The 18,515-nt window shown below is 62.7% G+C and carries 14 protein-coding genes; 1 reads left to right on the top strand and 13 read right to left on the bottom strand.

Translation table 11 applies throughout. The annotated features are described in order from the left end of the window. Positions 1-9: 9 nt before the first annotated feature. From pstB to L0U80_RS09675, 8 genes are all read right to left on the bottom strand, one after another. Positions 10-861, bottom strand: a complete 852-nt coding sequence (pstB, locus tag L0U80_RS09640; RefSeq protein WP_373322134.1) for a phosphate ABC transporter ATP-binding protein PstB — start codon at positions 859-861, stop codon at positions 10-12. 21 nt (positions 862-882) lie between these two features. Beyond that, positions 883-1,779 carry a phosphate ABC transporter permease PstA gene (gene pstA, locus L0U80_RS09645; protein ID WP_233863712.1) on the bottom strand — a complete coding sequence of 299 codons (897 nt, stop codon included), beginning with the start codon at positions 1,777-1,779 and terminating at the stop codon, positions 883-885. Continuing rightward, positions 1,776-2,762, bottom strand: a complete 987-nt coding sequence (pstC, locus tag L0U80_RS09650) for a phosphate ABC transporter permease PstC (RefSeq protein ID WP_124153838.1) — start codon at positions 2,760-2,762, stop codon at positions 1,776-1,778. Before pstC ends, pstA begins: the two co-directional genes overlap by 4 nt. Positions 2,763-2,942: 180 nt before the next feature. Continuing rightward, entirely contained in the window at positions 2,943-3,974 is a 1,032-nt protein-coding gene (gene pstS, locus L0U80_RS09655; protein ID WP_233863713.1) for a phosphate ABC transporter substrate-binding protein PstS, read from the bottom strand. Between the two features lie 384 nt (positions 3,975-4,358). After that, the gene (glmM, locus tag L0U80_RS09660; RefSeq protein WP_233863714.1) at positions 4,359-5,711 is read right to left on the bottom strand and encodes a phosphoglucosamine mutase; all 1,353 of its coding nucleotides are present in this window, start codon (positions 5,709-5,711) and stop codon (positions 4,359-4,361) included. A 29-nt stretch (positions 5,712-5,740) separates the two neighbouring features. Further along, entirely contained in the window at positions 5,741-6,568 is an 828-nt protein-coding gene (gene folP, locus L0U80_RS09665) for a dihydropteroate synthase (RefSeq protein ID WP_233865837.1), read from the bottom strand. A 193-nt stretch (positions 6,569-6,761) separates the two neighbouring features. Next, a complete protein-coding gene (ftsH, locus tag L0U80_RS09670; RefSeq protein ID WP_233863715.1) occupies positions 6,762-8,651 on the bottom strand; it encodes an ATP-dependent zinc metalloprotease FtsH in 1,890 nt (629 codons plus the stop codon). Positions 8,652-8,862: 211 nt separating this feature from the next. Then, complete coding sequence (locus L0U80_RS09675; RefSeq protein WP_233863716.1) at positions 8,863-9,525, bottom strand: RlmE family RNA methyltransferase; 663 nt, start codon at positions 9,523-9,525, stop codon at positions 8,863-8,865. A gap of 228 nt (positions 9,526-9,753) precedes the next feature. Between L0U80_RS09675 and L0U80_RS09680 the strand changes: the two genes are divergently transcribed. Next, complete coding sequence (locus tag L0U80_RS09680; RefSeq protein ID WP_233863717.1) at positions 9,754-10,299, top strand: YhbY family RNA-binding protein; 546 nt, start codon at positions 9,754-9,756, stop codon at positions 10,297-10,299. 117 nt (positions 10,300-10,416) lie between these two features. Here L0U80_RS09680 and L0U80_RS09685 read toward each other — a convergent pair whose 3' ends face one another. From L0U80_RS09685 to L0U80_RS09705, 5 genes are all read right to left on the bottom strand, one after another. Beyond that, complete coding sequence (locus L0U80_RS09685; protein ID WP_233865839.1) at positions 10,417-10,857, bottom strand: DUF4149 domain-containing protein; 441 nt, start codon at positions 10,855-10,857, stop codon at positions 10,417-10,419. A gap of 61 nt (positions 10,858-10,918) precedes the next feature. Further along, positions 10,919-11,395 (bottom strand): transcription elongation factor GreA, encoded by a 477-nt coding sequence (gene greA / locus L0U80_RS09690; RefSeq protein WP_233863718.1) that lies wholly within the window; start codon positions 11,393-11,395, stop codon positions 10,919-10,921. Between the two features lie 184 nt (positions 11,396-11,579). Then, positions 11,580-14,834 (bottom strand): carbamoyl-phosphate synthase large subunit, encoded by a 3,255-nt coding sequence (gene carB, locus L0U80_RS09695; RefSeq protein WP_233863719.1) that lies wholly within the window; start codon positions 14,832-14,834, stop codon positions 11,580-11,582. Between the two features lie 187 nt (positions 14,835-15,021). Next, complete coding sequence (gene carA / locus L0U80_RS09700; protein ID WP_233863720.1) at positions 15,022-16,179, bottom strand: glutamine-hydrolyzing carbamoyl-phosphate synthase small subunit; 1,158 nt, start codon at positions 16,177-16,179, stop codon at positions 15,022-15,024. A gap of 621 nt (positions 16,180-16,800) precedes the next feature. Continuing rightward, positions 16,801-18,456, bottom strand: coding sequence for a transglycosylase SLT domain-containing protein (locus L0U80_RS09705; RefSeq protein WP_233863721.1), 1,656 nt, complete (start codon positions 18,454-18,456; stop codon positions 16,801-16,803). Positions 18,457-18,515: the final 59 nt, after the last annotated feature.

Below are 18,515 nucleotides of genomic sequence, written 5' to 3' on the forward strand. Positions count from 1 at the left end.
CTGCAACAATCAGCCGAAGCGGCCAGTGATGTAGTCTTCCGTTTCCTTGCGGACCGGCTTGATGAAGATCTTCTCGGTATCGCCGAATTCGATCAGCTCGCCGAGGTACATATATGCAGTGTAGTCCGAGCAACGCGCAGCCTGCTGCATGTTGTGGGTAACGATCACCACCGTGTAGTCGCTCTTGAGTTCCGCGATCAGCTCTTCGATTCGGCCCGTCGAAATCGGGTCGAGCGCCGAGCACGGCTCGTCGAGCAGCAGCACTTCCGGACGGATCGCGATGCCGCGCGCAATGCACAGACGTTGCTGCTGGCCGCCCGAGAGGCCGTAGCCGCTCTGGCCGAGCTTGTCCTTCACCTCGTTCCAGAGCGCCGCCTTCGTGAGCGCCCACTCGACGCGGTCATCCATTTCCGGCCGCGACAGCTTCTCGAACATTTTCACACCGAACGCGATGTTGTCATAAATCGACATCGGGAACGGGGTCGGCTTCTGGAACACCATGCCGATGCGCGCGCGCAACAGCGAAATATCGCGCTTCGAGGTCAGCAGGTTTTCGCCGTCCATGACAATCTGGCCCTCGGCGCGCTGCTCCGGATAGAGCGCGTACATCTGGTTGAACGTACGCAGCAGCGTGGACTTGCCACAGCCCGACGGGCCGATGAAGGCCGTCACCTTGCCTTCGGGAATGTGCAGGTTGATGTTCTTCAGGGCGTGGTACTTGCCGTAGAAGAAGTTCAGATCCTTCACCTCGATCTTCGGCGTGCCGAGCGCCTGCACGTTGGCACTCTGGGCGGGATCCACAGGTTGAAAACCCGGGGCGGACGATGCCCGGCCGGCCGGGTTGATTTGACTTTCTGCCATGTTCATCGGATGACTCCGCCCTTACTTATTCGAAAATACCGTGCGCGCGAGGATGTTCAACCCCAGCACGCCCAGCGTAATCAGGAAAACACCGGCCCACGCGAGCGACTGCCACTGCGCAAACGGGCTCATCGCGAACTTGAAGATCGTGACCGGGAGGTTCCCGATCGGTTGATTCATGTCCACCGTGAAGAACTGGTTCGACAGCGCCGTGAAAAGCAGCGGTGCCGTCTCGCCTGCGATACGGGCAATCGCGAGCAGCACACCCGTCACGATGCCCGCGACCGACGCCTTCAGCGTGATCGACAGGATCATCTTCCATTTCGGCGTGCCGAGCGCAATGGCCGCTTCGCGCAGCGCATTCGGCACGAGCTTCAGCATGTTTTCGGTCGTGCGGATCACGATCGGAATCTGCAGGAGCGCGAGTGCAATTGCGCCCGCCCACCCGCTGAAGTGCCCCATATGGGCGACGATGAGCGCGTAGACGAACAAGCCCACGACGATCGACGGCGCCGACAGCAGGATGTCGTTGATAAAACGCGTCACGGATGCGAGCCAGCTGCGCTGGCCGTATTCCGCGAGATAGATGCCCGCCATGATGCCGATCGGCGTCCCGACGAACGTCGCGACACCGACGAGCATCAGGCTGCCGACGATCGCGTTGGCTAGACCGCCGCCGTCGGTATTGGGCGGCGGCGTCGACTGCGTGAACAGCTCCACCGAGAGACCACCGATACCGAGCGAAAGCGTCGTATAGAGAATCCACACGAGCCAGAGGAGGCCGAACGCCATCGCGGCGAGCGACAACGTCAGGGCAATCGCGTTGGTCACGCGGCGGCGGTGCTGCAGCCTGCCGCGCATCTTTTCCAGTTCTGGGCCGTAAATGGCGCCCGGAATCTTCATCAGCGGCTCGCTCATCGTGCGCCCTCCGATTTTTCGAGGCGCAGCAGAAGCAGCTTCGAGATCGAGAGCACGATGAACGTGATCACGAACAGGATGAGGCCGAGTTCCATCAGCGCGGCGGTGTGCAGGCCAGGACTTGCTTCGGCGAACTCGTTTGCGAGCGCCGAAGTAATGCTGTTGCCGGGCGAGAAGAGCGATACGTTGTCGAGCAGGTTCGTATTGCCGATCACGAACGTGACGGCCATCGTCTCACCGAGCGCGCGACCCAGACCGAGCATGATGCCGCCGATCACACCGGTCTTCGTGAACGGCAGAACGATTTTCCACATGACTTCCCACGTCGTGCAGCCAATGCCGTAGGCCGACTCCTTGAGCAGCACGGGCGTGACTTCGAACACGTCGCGCATGACCGAAGCGATGTACGGAATGATCATGATCGCGAGAATCACGCCCGCGCACAGGATGCCGATACCGATCGGCGGCCCCGCCACCAGCGCGCCGATGATCGGCATACCGCCGAGCACCGCCTGCAACGGCTTCTGGAACCACTGCGCGAAGATGGGCGCGAACACGAGCAAGCCCCACATGCCGTACACGATCGACGGAATGGCGGCCAGCAATTCAATGGCGATGCCGAGCGGACGACGCAGCCACGCCGGCGAAAGCTCGGTGAGAAAGAGCGCAATGCCGAAGCTCACAGGCACAGCGATGATGAGTGCGATGATCGAGGTGGCGACCGTGCCATAGATGGGCACGAGCGCGCCGAACTGATCGCTGGGCGGATCCCAGTCGGCAGTCCAGAGGAATGCGAGGCCGAACTTCTGGATCGACGGCATCGACTCGACGATCAGCGACACGATGATGCCGCCGAGCAGCAGCAACGTGACGATGGCGGCAAGGCGCGTAAGGCTGCCGAAAATGACGTCGCCTGCCGGACTCGGCGCTTTCTGCTGCGCTTCGCTGCCGGGCGGATTCGATACGAGCGGGGCGTCGGACATGGTGACCAGTTTCAAGATGCCGTTCGCCCAAAGGGCTCGCGGCGGTCATGCAGTCTGAGACTGCAAACCGCCCGCCTGCCGGTCTTGCAACCGAACGACGGGCGGCGGATCTCACACTAACGAACGAACGGGCCGCGCGCTCAACGCGCGACGGCCCCGTTTTGCCAGCTTCAGCCTTTCTTATTCTGCGAGAGACTTACCAGCGGCGTCCTTCACCTTCTCTTTCCACTGCGTCTTGATTTCGCTCACGACAGCCGGCGGCAGCGTGATGTAGTCGAGATTGTCAGCTGCAGCGGAGCCGTTCTTGAACGCCCAGTCGAAGAACTTCAGCGTTTCCTTGCCCTCATCCGCCTTGTCCTGCGCGGTGTGCAGCAACACGAAGGTCGCACCGACGACCGGCCATGCCTGCTTGCCCGGCTCGTTGGTCAGGATCTGGTAGAACGACTTCTTCCAGTCTGCGCCGGCAGCGGCGGCCTTGAACGTGTCGGTATCCGGCTGAACGACAGTGCCCGACTCATTCTTCATGGCAGTGTAGACCATGTGGTTTTGCTTGGCGTATGCCCATTCGACATAGCCGATCGCGCCCGGCAGACGCTGCACGAAGGCTGCGACGCCGTCGTTGCCCTTACCACCCGTGCCGGTCGGCCAGTTCACGGTCGTGCCTTCGCCAACCTTGGTCTTCCACTCGGGGTTGACCTTCGAGAGGTAGTTCGTCCAGATGAAGCTGGTGCCCGAACCATCGGCGCGGCGAACCACGGCGATGTCGAGATCCGGCAGCTTGACCTTCGGGTTCAGGGCGACGATGGCCGGATCATTCCACTTCTTGATCTTGCCGAGATAGATGTCGCCGAGCACTTCGCCCGACAGCACGAGTTCACCAGCCTTCACGCCCGGCACGTTGATTGCCGGCACCACACCACCGACCACCGTCGGGAACTGGAAAAGACCTTGCTTGGCCAGTTCGTCGTCCTTCAGCGGAGCGTCGGAGCCCGCGAAGTCAACCGTCTTGGCGACGATCTGCTTGATACCGCCCGACGAGCCGATACCTTGATAGTTCACCTTGCCGCCGCCCGACTTTTGATAGGCGTCCGCCCATTTCGTGTAGATCGGTGCTGCGAAGGTGCTGCCCGCTCCAGTGATGTCGGCGGCTTGCGCTGCGATCGCGAAGAGCGCGCCAGCAACGCCAGCGAACACGGTGTGCATCAATTTCATGTGGCCTCCAGGTCCAGGGTGTATGCCGTTAAACGACACCGCGAAGCTTAGGGGCTCTCTGTGACAGTACCGTGACTATTCATGAAACAGCTGTGACAGTCTGATTACGGCTGAAAGGCTTGGAGGAATGAATGAACGATACGCTTGCTTCATAGCCGTTGCGGCGCGCGTGGCAAGCGTTTGCGAAACGTTCGGAAGGGCGTGACGGGATTCGGGCGGCGTGAAAAAGCGCGGCCCAGGCGGACCGCGCTTTGCCATTTTCGAAAGCGTGCGGAAAGGAACCTGAGGATCCCCTCGAATCGCAGGGCGATTCAGTTCAACGCAGGCGAAACCCGCACGCCAGGGGCGCACCGCCGCGCCCGCAGGGCTCGCCTTTCGGCTGACTCAGGCGATCGAGCGTGTGACGGTCTCGGCGATCGCTTCTGCGTGGTGAACGGCATCGCGCTCCTCGCGGGCCTCGACCATTACGCGCAGCACCGGCTCCGTGCCCGAGGCACGAATCAGCACGCGGCCCTTGCCCTCGAGTTCCGCCTCGGCCTTGGCGATCGCCTGTTGAATGGCCGGTTGGCCCTTCCAGTCGGCGCCCTGCGCGATACGCACGTTGATCAACTTCTGCGGGAACAGCGTCACGCCGTCGAGCAGTTCGGCAAGCGTGAGTCCGCTGCGCTTCATCGCCGCGAGCACGAGCAGCGCCGAGACAATGCCGTCGCCGGTCGTGTGCCGGTCGAGCGAGAGGATGTGCCCGGAGCCCTCGGCGCCGAGCGCCCAGCCGTGCTCGCGCAGCCGTTCGAGCACATAACGGTCGCCAACGGCCGCGCGCACGAACTTCACGCCGAGACGCTCGATGGCCTGTTCGACCGCGAGGTTCGTCATCAGCGTACCGACCGCGCCTTCCACCTTCCCCTCGGTCGCGATACGGTCCTTCACGAGGATGTAAAGCAGTTGGTCACCGTTGAAGAGGCGGCCTTTCGCGTCGACTACCTGAAGGCGGTCGGCGTCGCCGTCCAGCGCGATGCCGACATCGGCATGATTCGCCCGCACGGCGCGCACGAGCGCGTCCGGCGCGGTCGCGCCGACACCGTCGTTGATGTTGAAGCCGTTCGGCGAAACGCCGATTGGAATCACGTCCGCGCCCAGCTCATGAAACACATGCGGCGCGATATCGTAAGCAGCGCCATTGGCGCAATCAACGACGAGCTTCAACCCACGCAGGTTGTAGGGCTGCGGGAACGTGCTTTTGCAGAACTCGATGTAGCGGCCGCGCGCGTCATCGAGACGCCGCGCCCGGCCGAGTTGCTCGGACGGCGCGCAGTCGAGCGCCAGTTCCAACTGTTCCTCGATCTGTGATTCGACCTCGTCGGGCAGCTTGTTGCCGTCGGCTGAAAAGAATTTGATCCCGTTGTCGTAGAACGGATTGTGCGACGCGCTGATCACGACGCCCGCAGCAAGCCGCAACGCGCGCGTGAGGTAGGCGATGCCGGGCGTGGTCATCGGGCCCGCCAGCATGACGTCGATACCGGCCGCCGAAAGCCCGGCTTCCAGCGACGCTTCCAGCATGTAGCCGGAGATGCGCGTGTCCTTGCCGATGAGCACCGCGGGACGCGGGCCCGAATCCGTTGCGGAACCCGCAAGGACCTTGCCGGCCGCGTAGCCGAGGCGCAGCACGAAATCCGGCGTGATCGGCGCCGAGCCAACCTTGCCGCGAACCCCATCCGTTCCGAAATAACGACGGCCCATCTTCCGATTCCTTTCCTGGAGTGTTCTGTTCAGTTCTGCGCTGAAGCCGCCTCGCCGCGCCCAGCGTCGCGCACGGCGGCCCATATTTTCAGTGCATCCACGGTCTGTGCAACATCGTGCACGCGAATGATTGCGGCGCCCCGCTCCGCCGCGCACACAGCGGCAGCCAGGCTCGCTGCGACGCGCTCCGGCGCGGGCCGGTTCACGAGCGCACCGAGCATCGACTTGCGCGACATGCCGGCCAGCACCGGATACGGCGCGGCGCCTTGCGGTACGTGCGGCGCCGTCTCGGCCAGATGGGCGAGCAGCGCATAGTTATGCTCGATCACGGCCTTGCCGAAGCCAAAACCCGGATCGACGCTAATGCGCGCACGCGCCACGCCTGCCGCTTCGAGTTCCGCAACGCGCGCATCGAGAAATGCCCTGACTTCGCCCACCACGTCCGTGTAATCCGGTGTGCCTACCTGCATCGTCTGCGGCTCGCCGTGCATATGCATCACGCACAACCCGCAATTGCTCGAGCGCACAGCGTCGATGGCACCCGGCATCCGGAAGCCCCAGATGTCGTTGACCATGTCCGCGCCGGCAGCAATCGCCTGACGCATGACCTCCGGCTTGTACGTATCGACCGACAACGGGACGTTCGCCTCGCGCAACTGCTCGATTAGCGGAATCACGCGCGCCAGTTCTTCGTCGACAGGCACCGGCGGCGCACCAGGCCGCGTAGACTCGCCGCCGATATCGAGGATGTCCGCGCCGTCGAGCAGCATCTGCTCGGCGCGCCGCAGCGCATCGCCAAACTCGGCATAACGACCGCCGTCCGAAAACGAATCGGGCGTGATGTTCAGGATGCCCATGACCAGCGGGCGCTCGAACGTCAGCGTGAAACGACCGCACTGTAGCGGCTCTGGAAGCAGATTACCCTGCGAGATCAAATTGGGCACGTGAAACAAGGTCAGAAGTGTAACGAAAAACCGTCGCCAGAAATGGAGGCGGGCCGATGTGAACTCACACCGGCCCGCAACTTGATTTGATTCAGGACAAAGGCGTTCAGGCCGGCGCAGTCGCGCTGCCAGGTTTCACCTCAGTACCCGCGCTGCCCCCCGACGACGACGCGTCACCCGCCGACGGCGTGCTCTTGGGCGAACGAGGCGGACGACCCTCCATGATGTCGTTGATCTGGTCGGCGTCGATCGTTTCCCACTCCATCAGAGCAGCGGTCATCGCCTCGACCTTGTCGCGATTCTCGTCGAGCATGCGCTTAGCGAGGCTGTACTGCTCGTCTAGCACGCGGCGGATTTCCGCATCGACCTTCTGCTGCGTCGCTTCCGAAATGGCGCGCGTGAAGCCCTTGCCAAACGGACTGCTGCCATCGTCGTCTTCCACGTAGACCATCGGCCCGAGCGCGTCGGTCATGCCGAATCGTGCCACCATCGCGCGGGCCGTCTGCGTCGCCTTGTTGAAGTCGTCCGAAGCGCCAGTGCTGATGAGATTCAGGAACAGCTCTTCTGCAACGCGGCCGCCGAACAGGATGGCCAGACGGTCAAGCAGATAATCCTTCGAATACGTTTCGTTGTCGTGCTCCGGCAACTGCCAGGTCACGCCCAGCGCGCGACCGCGCGGAATGATCGTAACCTTGTGGACCGGATCGGCCTTCGGCAACAGCTTCGCGATCACGGCGTGGCCCGACTCGTGGTACGCCGTGGCGCGCTTCGCTTCTTCGCGGATGACCGCCGACTTGCGCTCCGGACCCATGAAGATCTTGTCCTTCGCGTCCTCGAAATCCTGCATCTCGACGATGCGCTTGCCGCGACGTGCTGCGAACAGCGCCGCTTCGTTCACGAGGTTCGCCAGATCGGCGCCCGAGAAACCAGGCGTGCCACGCGCGATCACCGCTGCGTCGACGTCGTTGGCGATCGGCACCTTGCGCAGGTGCACCTTCATGATCTGTTCGCGGCCGCGGATGTCCGGCAAGCCCACATAGACCTGGCGGTCGAAACGGCCCGGGCGCAGCAGCGCCTTGTCCAGCACGTCCGAACGGTTCGTCGCAGCGATCACGATCACACCCGAGTTCGCCTCGAAGCCGTCCATCTCGACAAGCATCTGATTCAGCGTCTGCTCGCGCTCGTCGTTGCCGCCGCCCATGCCGGCGCCGCGATGGCGGCCGACAGCGTCGATTTCGTCGATGAACACGATGCACGGCGCATGCTTCTTGGCCTGTTCGAACATGTCGCGCACGCGGGCCGCGCCCACGCCGACGAACATTTCAACGAAGTCCGAACCCGAGATGCTGAAGAAAGGCACCTTCGCTTCGCCCGCGATCGCACGCGCGAGCAGCGTCTTGCCGGTACCCGGAGGGCCGACGAGCAGCACGCCGCGCGGGATACGCCCGCCGAGCTTCTGGAATTTTTGCGGATCGCGCAGGAAGTCGACGAGTTCGGAGACCTCTTCCTTGGCTTCGTCGCAGCCTGCGACGTCGGAGAAGTTGACCGCGTTGTTATTCTCGTCGATCAGGCGGGCGCGCGATTTACCAAAGGAGAACGCCCCGCCTTTGCCGCCCCCCTGCATCTGCCTCATCATGTAGAACCAGAACACGATGATGAGTATCGTCGGTCCGAGGTAGTACAGCGCCGAGACGAGCGCGTTCGGTTCTTCGTCAGCCTTGCCGCTCACCTGCACGCCGTATTTCATCAGGTCGCCGACCATCCAGATGTCGCCGGGCGACACGATCTGGTATTTCTGGCCATCCGCTGGAGTGACCGTGAGGTTCCGCCCCTGCACCACGACGCTCTTGACCTTGCCGTTCCGCGCGTCGTCCATGAACTGCGAATACGAGACGCCTTCCTGGACACGGGGCTTGTCGAACTGCTTGAACACCGTAAACAGCACCAGTGCGATAACCAGCCACACTGCTGCCTTCGAAAACATGTTGTTGTTCAAAGCACCACTCCTTCACTCATAGACGGGCGCCTACATTTGCCTTGCGACACCACCAAAGCATTCTAATCCAGTACGCAGGCACCCGCCATAATCAATCTCTACCGCGGGAATAGCCTCGGGGCCTTATCAGGTGGCCCTTCCAGCGGCCTTTCAACACCCTCTGCCGGCAGTTTTCTACCCTGCCCTGCGTACACCGGAACCGATCACCGCTTCAACGCGGCCGCTTCAGTTGTTTACCCAATATAAACGTTTCGGCCGATTTGTCCCGCGAAGCCTTCGGCTTGCGGGCAGCCACAACTTTGAACTGATTCTTGAATTTCTCGACGATCTGGCTGTAACCACTACCGTGAAAACATTTTACTAAAAGGGCGCCATCTGGTTTCAGATGATTCTGCGAGAACTCGAGTGCGAGATCGCACACGTGTTCGATCCGCGCGGCATCGGCTGACGCCACGCCCGACAGATTGGGAGCCATGTCCGAAATTACAAGATCGACCGGACGTCCGCCAACACGTTCTTCGAGTTGCGCAAGCACGTCGTCCTCGCGGAAGTCGCCCTGGATGAACTGAACGTCGGCGATCGGCTCCATGGGCAGCAGGTCGAGGGCAATGACCGTGCCGTCGATGCCACCCTCCCGCTCGGCGTCGCGTTTCGTGCCCTGCGCGAGCTTATTGCGCACGTACTGGCTCCAGCTGCCCGGCGCCGCGCCGAGATCGACGATCACCATGCCAGGGCGGATCAGCTTGTCCTGCTCGTCGATTTCCTTCAGCTTGTACGCAGCGCGGGCGCGATACCCCTCCCGCTGCGCCATTTTCACGTACGGATCGTTAATATGGTCGTGCAGCCACGACTGGTTGAAGCGGTTTTTTGCCATTAAAGGTGAACTCTTGCTGCGTCATTGCGCGCTTTTAGCGGATAATACGCGCTTTATTCGTGCGGCCGTCGCGGCCCGTCCGGCTCATCTACGCCGGTTCGCGCCTCGCGTTTTGCCGTTCTCCACGGTTTTTTCCGTTGTTCCGATGCGCTATGCGACGGGTGAGCTGTCAAAAACGCTCATTCCGGCCCGCTGGGCGCCGTCATTCTAGTCGACTCTTCATACTCCATGCCCGCCCTTACTCTTACTGCCGAACAGCGCTCCGAACTCCGCTCCGCCGCTCATGCGCTCAAGCCAGTTGTGCTCATCGGCGCAGAGGGCTTGACCGACGCCGTCCTCAAGGAAATCAAGGTTCACCTTGCCGCGCACCAACTCATCAAGGTTCGCGTGTTCGGTGACGAGCGCGAGGAACGGATCGCCATCTATGAAGACATCTGCGACCGCCTGAATGCCGCGCCGATTCAGCACATCGGCAAACTGCTCGTGATCTGGAAGCCCGAAGAAGACGCGCCGAAGACCACGACTGCACGCGCCGGTGCGCGCGGCACGGTCAAGCGTCCGGCCGGCGACGTGCCGAGCGCGGGCGAAGCCGGCAAGCGCGGCGCGTCACCCCGCGTCGTCAGGGTCGTCAAGCCGAGCGAAAACCCGATGCGCCGTCCGAAGCCGCAAGCGCTGGTCGTCAAGGGTAACGAGCGTGTCACGCAAGGCGGCAACATCAAGCGCGCCAAAAAGCGCCAGACGAGCAGCAAGCGCGCCCATCAAGGCTCGAAGTAAGCGCCACTATCGTGCGCCGCCCGGCCCTGCCTGCGGCGCACACTTCCGGTTTCAACTGGAAAAATAGCGGATGCGCGGCAGACGGGCCCGCGCTTCAGCGCGGTGCGCCCTGCGACGCTACGCCGCGCGCGGCGGCCATGCGGTGGACAGCACCCACACGAGCGCGATGCCCAGCGAACTCCCAATCAGATAAAACACGCTCGACACGCCGTGCAGCATGCCAAAACGGCTCGCGTACGGCGAAGTCGCAATGTCCATGCCGGCGCTCATGGCCTGCATGCGTAGTGCGTTCATGGACGGCTGCAGGGCGAAATAGCCGATCAGCACGCACAACACCATCCCGAGCACCAGCCAGCGCAGCCGTCGATATTGCGCGGCGCCGCTCCGCGCGAGCACGTTAGACAGAACGAGCATCAACACACCGCACGCGAGACCGCCCCATCCAACGATGTGAAAGAGCCGCGCGGCAATCGAACCAGCCGTTGTGCGTTCAAGCGAGGCAAACAGCACCGGCGCGACCACGTAGCCGACCGTCAGCTGGCTACCCACCCACAGCATGGCCAGCAGGCTGAAAAGTCGGTGTGCAAGCGGGGAGACTGGATTCACGTCGGCGTACCCGTCAAACGTACCGAACTTCGATGACTTCGTACTCGCGCACGCCGCTCGGTGCCTGCACCGCGGCGACGTCGCCTTCCGACTTGCCGATCAGCGCGCGCGCAATCGGCGAGCTGACCGAAATCAGACCGTGTTCGAGATCGGCCTCGTCGTCGCCGACGATCTGATAAGTGACCGTCTTGCCCGATTCAAGATCTTCGAGGTCGACTGTCGTGCCAAACACGATGCGACCGTCCGCTTCCAGCGTGGCGGGATCGATAACCTGCGCCGCTGCGAGCTTCGACTCGATTTCTGCGATGCGGCCTTCGATAAAGCCCTGCTTTTCCTTCGCGGCGTCGTATTCCGCGTTTTCCGACAGGTCACCCTGCGCACGCGCTTCGGAGATGGAATTGATGACCGCCGGCCGCTCGACGGATTTCAGGCGCTGCAGTTCTTCACGCAATTGATCTGCGCCACGCCGGGTCAGGGGGATCGTGCTCATAGACAACTCAATTAGCCCAAATGGCCACGGAGGCCATAAAAAAAATCACCGCGGTTAAGTGCATCCCTGGAGGGCGCCGGCGCTGATAAATGCGCCGGACTTCGAACCCTGTGGGACGCCGCTCAACCGCGGCAGCTAGCGGGGAATTCCCGCCTCGTGAGGGGTTAGACAGCTAGTCGAACCCTTAGTTTAGGCGAGCGTGGAGGCCTTGTAAATCATAGACTTCCAGGTTCTTCAGGTAGCGCAGACCCTCGACGGCGGCCCGCGCACCCGACATCGTCGTGTAGTAAGTGACCTTGTTAGCCTGTGCGCTCATGCGGATCGAACGCGAATCGGCGATCGCCGCGCGCGTTTCGTCCACGGTCGTGAAAACGAGCGAAATTTCGCCGTTCTTGATCATGTCGACGACGTGCGGACGGCCGTCTTTCACCTTGTTGACGACCTTCACCGGCACACCGGCCGCCTCGATCGCGGCGGCCGTGCCGCGCGTCGCGACAAGGCCGTAACCGAGTTCGTGCAGCATGCGTGCGACTTCAACGGCCTTCGGCTTGTCGGCGTCCATCACGGTGATGAACACGGTGCCCGATTCCGGCAGGCGCGAGCCGGCAGCAAGCTGCGACTTGAAGAGCGCTTCGCCGAATGTCTGCCCCACACCCATCACTTCGCCGGTCGAACGCATTTCGGGTCCGAGCACCGGATCGACGGTCGGGAACTTGATGAACGGGAACACCGCTTCCTTCACGCTGAAGTACGGCGGCTCGACTTCCTTCGTCACGCCCTGCTGTGCGAGCTTCTGACCGACCATTGCGCGCGCCGCGATTTTCGCGAGCGGCAGGCTCGTGGCCTTCGACACGTACGGCACCGTACGCGAAGCACGCGGATTCACTTCAAGCACGTAGATGACGTCCTTCTTCGAGCCATCATCCTGCGGAACCTGCTGGATCGCGAACTGCACGTTCATCAGGCCGACCACGTTCAGCGCCTTGGCCATCGCGCCGGTCTGACGCTTGAGCTCGGCGATGGTTTCCTTCGACAGCGAGTACGGCGGCAGCGAACACGCCGAGTCGCCCGAGTGCACGCCCGCCTGCTCGATGTGCTCCATCACGCCGCCGATGAACACCGCTTCACCGTCGGAGATGCAGTCCACGTCGCATTCGATTGCGTCGTTCAGGAAGCGGTCGAGCAGCACCGGCGAATCGTTGCTGACCTTCACGGCTTCGCGCATGTAGCGCTCGAGGTCGCGCGGCTCGTGGACGATCTCCATCGCGCGACCGCCCAGCACGTACGACGGACGCACGACCAGCGGGTAGCCGATTTCGTCGGCGAGCTTGAGCGCTTCGTCTTCGGCGCGCGCGGTGCGGTTCGGCGGCTGGCGCAGGCCGAGGTCCTGCAGCAGCTTCTGGAAGCGCTCGCGGTCTTCGGCTGCGTCGATCATGTCCGGCGACGTACCGACGATCGGCACACCGTTCGCTTCGAGGTCGAGCGCGAGCTTCAGCGGCGTCTGGCCGCCGTACTGCACGATCACGCCCACCGGCTTTTCGAGGTCGACGATTTCGAGCACGTCTTCGAGCGTGACCGGCTCAAAGTACAGACGATCGGACGTGTCGTAGTCGGTCGAAACGGTTTCGGGGTTGCAGTTGACCATGATCGTTTCGTAGCCGTCTTCGCGCATCGCGAGAGCAGCGTGCACGCAGCAGTAGTCGAATTCGATACCCTGGCCGATCCGGTTCGGGCCACCGCCCAGCACCATGATCTTCTTGTTGTTCGTCGGATTCGCCTCGCACTCGTCCTCATAAGTCGAGTACATGTAGGCGGTCTTCGTCGCGAACTCGGCCGCGCAAGTGTCCACACGCTTGTAGACCGGGCGAACGTTCAGTTCGATACGACGCTTGCGGACATCGGCGGCGTTGCTGCCGAGCAGCTTCGCGAGACGACGGTCCGAGAAGCCGCTCTGCTTCAGGTAGCGCAGCTCGTCCTTCGACAGGCTTGCGAGCGTGCGGCCCTTCATAGCCGCTTCCTTCTTGATGATCTCTTCGATCTGCGCGAGGAACCACGGGTCGATCGCCGTTTCCTCGAAGATCTCTTCGCGCGTCATGCCGACGCGGAATGCATCGCCCACGTACCAGATGCGGTCCGGACCGGCTTCGCCGATCTCGCGGATGATCTCGTCGCGGCTCGTGGTCTTCTCGTCGAGACCGTCAACGCCGACTTCGAGGCCGCGCAGCGCCTTCTGGAACGATTCCTGGAACGTACGGCCGATCGCCATGACCTCGCCCACCGACTTCATCTGCGTGGTGAGGCGCGGGTCGGCTTCGCGGAACTTCTCGAACGCGAAACGCGGGATCTTCGTGACGACGTAATCGATCGTCGGCTCGAACGACGCCGGGGTCTGGCCGCCGGTGATTTCGTTCTTCAGCTCGTCGAGCGTGTAGCCGACGGCGAGCTTCGCCGCGACCTTCGCGATCGGGAAGCCAGTGGCCTTCGACGCTAGCGCCGACGAACGCGACACACGCGGATTCATCTCGATCACGATCATGCGGCCCGTGCGCGGATCGATCGAAAACTGCACGTTCGAACCGCCGGTATCGACGCCGATCTCGCGCAGCACGGCGAGCGATGCGTCACGCAGGATCTGGTATTCCTTGTCGGTCAGGGTCTGCGCGGGCGCCACGGTAATCGAGTCACCGGTGTGGATGCCCATCGGGTCGAGGTTTTCGATCGAGCAGACGATGATGCAGTTGTCCGCCTTGTCGCGGACCACTTCCATCTCGTACTCCTTCCAGCCGAGCAGCGATTCTTCAATCAGCAGCTCGCGCGTGGGCGAGAGGTCGAGACCGCGCTTGCAGATCTCTTCGAATTCTTCGCGGTTATACGCGATGCCGCCACCCGAGCCGCCGAGCGTGAATGACGGACGGATCACGACCGGATAACCGCCCGTGCCGACGGCCGCTGCGATTTCGGCGTGGACCTTGGTCGCCTCTTCCATCGAGTGCGCGACACCCGATTTCGCCGAGCCCAGGCCGATCTTCGTCATCGCGTCCTTGAACTTCTGGCGGTCTTCGGCCTTGTCGATCGCTTCCGGCGATGCCCCGATCAGCTCGACGTTGTACTTCGTCAGCACGCCGTGGTGATGCAGATCGAGCGCGCAGTTCAGCGCGGTCTGTCCGCCCATCGTCGGCAGGATCGCGTCGGGGCGCTCCTTCTCGATGATGCGCTCCACCACTTCCCACGTGATCGGCTCGATGTAGGTGACGTCGGCCGTGTTCGGGTCGGTCATGATCGTCGCCGGATTACTGTTGACGAGGATGACCTTGTAGCCTTCTTCGCGCAGCGCCTTGCATGCCTGCGCGCCCGAATAATCGAACTCGCACGCCTGGCCGATGATGATCGGACCCGCGCCGATGATGAGAATGCTCTTGATGTCTGTCCGCTTGGGCATAACGCTCTCGCTAAATATTCCTGTGTCTTGTGTCCGGTGGGCGACGGGGTGATCACTAACCGCGCCAGTTGCGCACTTCACCCGTTCACCGCTCACCGCCGGACGCGCGCGTGGGCCGTTGTTCCTGCACCCTCGCGGCTCGCTGCGCGTCCTTTCCTGCTCGTCCCTGCTGTTCTGCGCCGCGCCCTTACGCCGCCGCGCTGCGCTTGCCGCCCTTCGCGCTGTCCATGAGCGCGGTGAAGCGGTCGAACAGATAGCCGATGTCGTGCGGACCCGGCGATGCTTCCGGGTGACCCTGGAAGCAGAATGCGGGCTTGTCGGTCAACTCGAAGCCCTGAAGCGTGCCGTCGAAGAGCGAGACGTGCGTGACGCGCGCATTGGCGGGCAGCGTGGCGGCATCGACTGCAAAACCGTGGTTCTGCGACGTGATGACCACGCGGCCGTCGCCGAGGTCCTTCACCGGATGGTTCGCGCCGTGATGGCCGGTCTTCATCTTCATGGTCTTCGCGCCGACCGCGAGGCCCATGATCTGGTGACCAAGGCAGATACCGAACGTCGGGATGCCGCGCGCGATGAATTCCTGCGCCGCCTTGATCGCGTAGTCGCACGGCTCGGGGTCGCCGGGGCCGTTCGAGAGAAACACGCCGTCCGGGTTCAGCGCGAGCGCGTCCGCAGCCGTGGCCTGTGCGGGTAGCACGGTGACGTGGCAGCCGCGCTCGGCCAGCATGCGCAGGATGTTCTGCTTCACGCCGTAGTCGAACGCGACGACCTTGTACTTCGGCGCGGTCTGCTTGCCGTAGCCGTCGCCGAGACGCCATTCGGTGGTCGTCCACTCGTACGACTTGTCCGTCGAAACGACCTTCGCGAGGTCCATGCCCGCGAGACCCGGGAACGAGCGGGCGAGTTCGATTGCCTTCGCTTCGTCATCGGAGCCTGCGAGAATTGCGCCGTTCTGCGCACCCTTGTCGCGCAGGATACGCGTGAGCTTGCGCGTGTCGATGCCGGCGATGGCCACGACGCCTTCGTCGCGCAGATAGTCGCCGAGCGTGCGCTCCATGCGGAAATTCGACGCGAGCACCGGCAGATCGCGGATGATCAGCCCGGCGGCATGGACTTTCGTGGCTTCGACGTCTTCGGCGTTGACGCCGACGTTGCCGATGTGCGGATACGTCAGGGTGACGATCTGGCGAGCGTAGCTCGGGTCTGTCAGAATTTCCTGATAGCCGGTGATGGCCGTGTTGAACACGACTTCACCAATCGTATGACCCGGCGCGCCGATGGAATAGCCACGAAAGACCGTGCCGTCGGCGAGCGCGAGCAGAGCGGGAGAGAAAGACGGCAACACGGGAGACTCCTTGGGGGAACACCCAGTGCCGACCTGTTTATCCGACCTGTATCCTGCGGCGGCTGCTGCGTCGGCATCACGCCTTTTCAGGGCAAGATGCGCGCGCGGCTCGCTCGCTGTCGTCGCATTTTGCGGCGGGTTCTATCTGCGGCGTGCCGGACTGGTTTCGCACACCGCACACAAGGTGTCGGGGCGGGATTCAGTCGGCGCCGGCGTCCAGAAGCGCAATGCGCGGGCGGCGGATGAACGGATGGGGGAAGGTAGGCGCTAGGGTGCGGGTTGATAAGCTCAAACCTTGAAATTATAGCCCGAAAGTGCCCTTTTCTTCAAATTTCACGACAACTTATCCGGGCTGGCGCCCGCCGGCTCGCCTCAACCAACCGGCGCAACGCCCTTTCCACTATAGCCGCAAGCCATCAGACCACAAGGCATTGGCCTGGCCCCGAGACCCTCACGACCGCTCCCCTGGCGAGCCCGGTTAGCGCGTCGTTGCCGGGAGGTGAACGCAAATGAAAACGCCGCCACCCGGTGGGCGACGGCGTATGAAGTAAAACGACGAGTGATCGGAGCGAACTGCCACGCGCTGCCCCCGCAACGCATGTTGTCACCCTTCGCAAGCCGCTATTTTGTTTTCTGCTTTTGCGTTTGGGTGACGGCCTTCTGGCGGCTTGCCGTCACCTTCAACGCCTTGGTGGGCGCGGCGCTCGACGATTTTGCCTTGACCGGATCGGAAACCTTGACAACCTCGGCGCGCACACGACCATGCTTCTTATCGTAGCGCGACTTTGAACCCGTGTCTGCAACGTGGGTGCCAATGCGCTGGACGGTGCCACCTGAAGCATTCGTCGCGATCCGTTCAGCCGCTGGTTCGCTCGGCATCGCCTTGCCCACCGGCACATGCAGCACAAGAACCTGTCCCGGCGTGACGAGATCGCGATGCGTCTTGTTCCACGCCTTCAACTGGCCAACCGATACGCCGTAACGGCTCGCCACCACTTCCATCGACTGCTTGCGGCGCACGCGGATCAGCATCTTGCGCGTGTCGGGCACGTCCGGCTCCATCGCGAGCACCGCGCTTTCTGCAACGTTGGCGCTGATGTCTTCGTCGTCATCGTCCTCTGTGCGCGGCACCACGAGCGTCGAGCCAGCCTTCAGGCGCATACCCACCGGAATCTTGTTCACCGACATCAGCGTGTCCGCGTCCACGCCGATCTTCTGGGCGATCGCCGCGGGCGTCGTACGGGCGTCCGTCGTGTATACCGTCCACGACGACAGTTGCCCGTTGAACGACTTCAGGTTGCGCTCGAACGCGCTGGCGTTGTCGAACGGCAGCAGGATCTGCGGCTGCGTCGCGCCGAGAATCACCGGCTTCTTGAACGACGGATTGAGTGAACGGAACTCGTCGGAGGTCATATTCGCGAGTTTCGCGGCGACGTCCACGTCGATATCGCGCGAGGTGGTGACCGTGACGAAATACGGGTGATTCGGGATCGTCGGCAACGTGAGACCGTACTGCGTCGGATTCATCACGATGTTCTTGACGGCCTGCAGCTTGGGCACGTAGTTACGTGTCTCGTTGGGCATGCGCAGGCTCTGGTAGTCGGTCGGCAGACCAGCAGCCTGGTTGCGCGCGATCGCGCGCTGCACGTTACCCTCGCCCCAGTTATACGCAGCCAGCGCGAGATACCAGTCGCCGAACATATCGTGCAGACGCGAGAGGTAGTCGAGCGCGGCGCTCGTCGAGGCGAGCACGTCGCGGCGCTCGTCCTGCCACATGTTCTGCTTGAGCTTGTAGGTGCGCCCCGTGCCCGGCACGAACTGCCACATGCCCGCCGCCTTCGCGACGGACAGTGCCTGCGGGTTGTACGCGGATTCGATGAACGGCAGCAGCGCCAACTCGGTCGGCATGTGGCGCGCTTCGAGTTCTTCGACGATGTGGTACAGGTACTTCTGCGAACGCTCCGTCATGCGCGCGACGTAGTCGGGACGCTGGGCGTACCAGTTGGCGTTCATGTCGACGAGGTCGGTCTGCAGATCGGGCATCTGGAAGCCGCGGCGGATACGGCCCCACAGGTCGGCGTCCTGGCTGGTGAGCTGACTGACCGAGCCGTTGTCGATGTCGATCGTTTCCTTTGCGGCGGAAGTCCTGCGGAGTTGGTCGGCTGCTGCCTGAGGATCTGCTGGGGCGAGGGAACTGGCAGGATTACTCGCAGATGGTCCCCCGCCCGCGCATGCGGCGAGCATCAGGACCAGCAGCGTACTAAAGATAAATCGCATGAACGTCTACTTCCGCAAGGCTGGAATTTGCAGCCGATGGTACGGAAGCTGCGTGTTCC

Source organism: Paraburkholderia adhaesiva (assembly GCF_021390575.1).
Classification (GTDB): domain Bacteria; phylum Pseudomonadota; class Gammaproteobacteria; order Burkholderiales; family Burkholderiaceae; genus Paraburkholderia; species Paraburkholderia adhaesiva.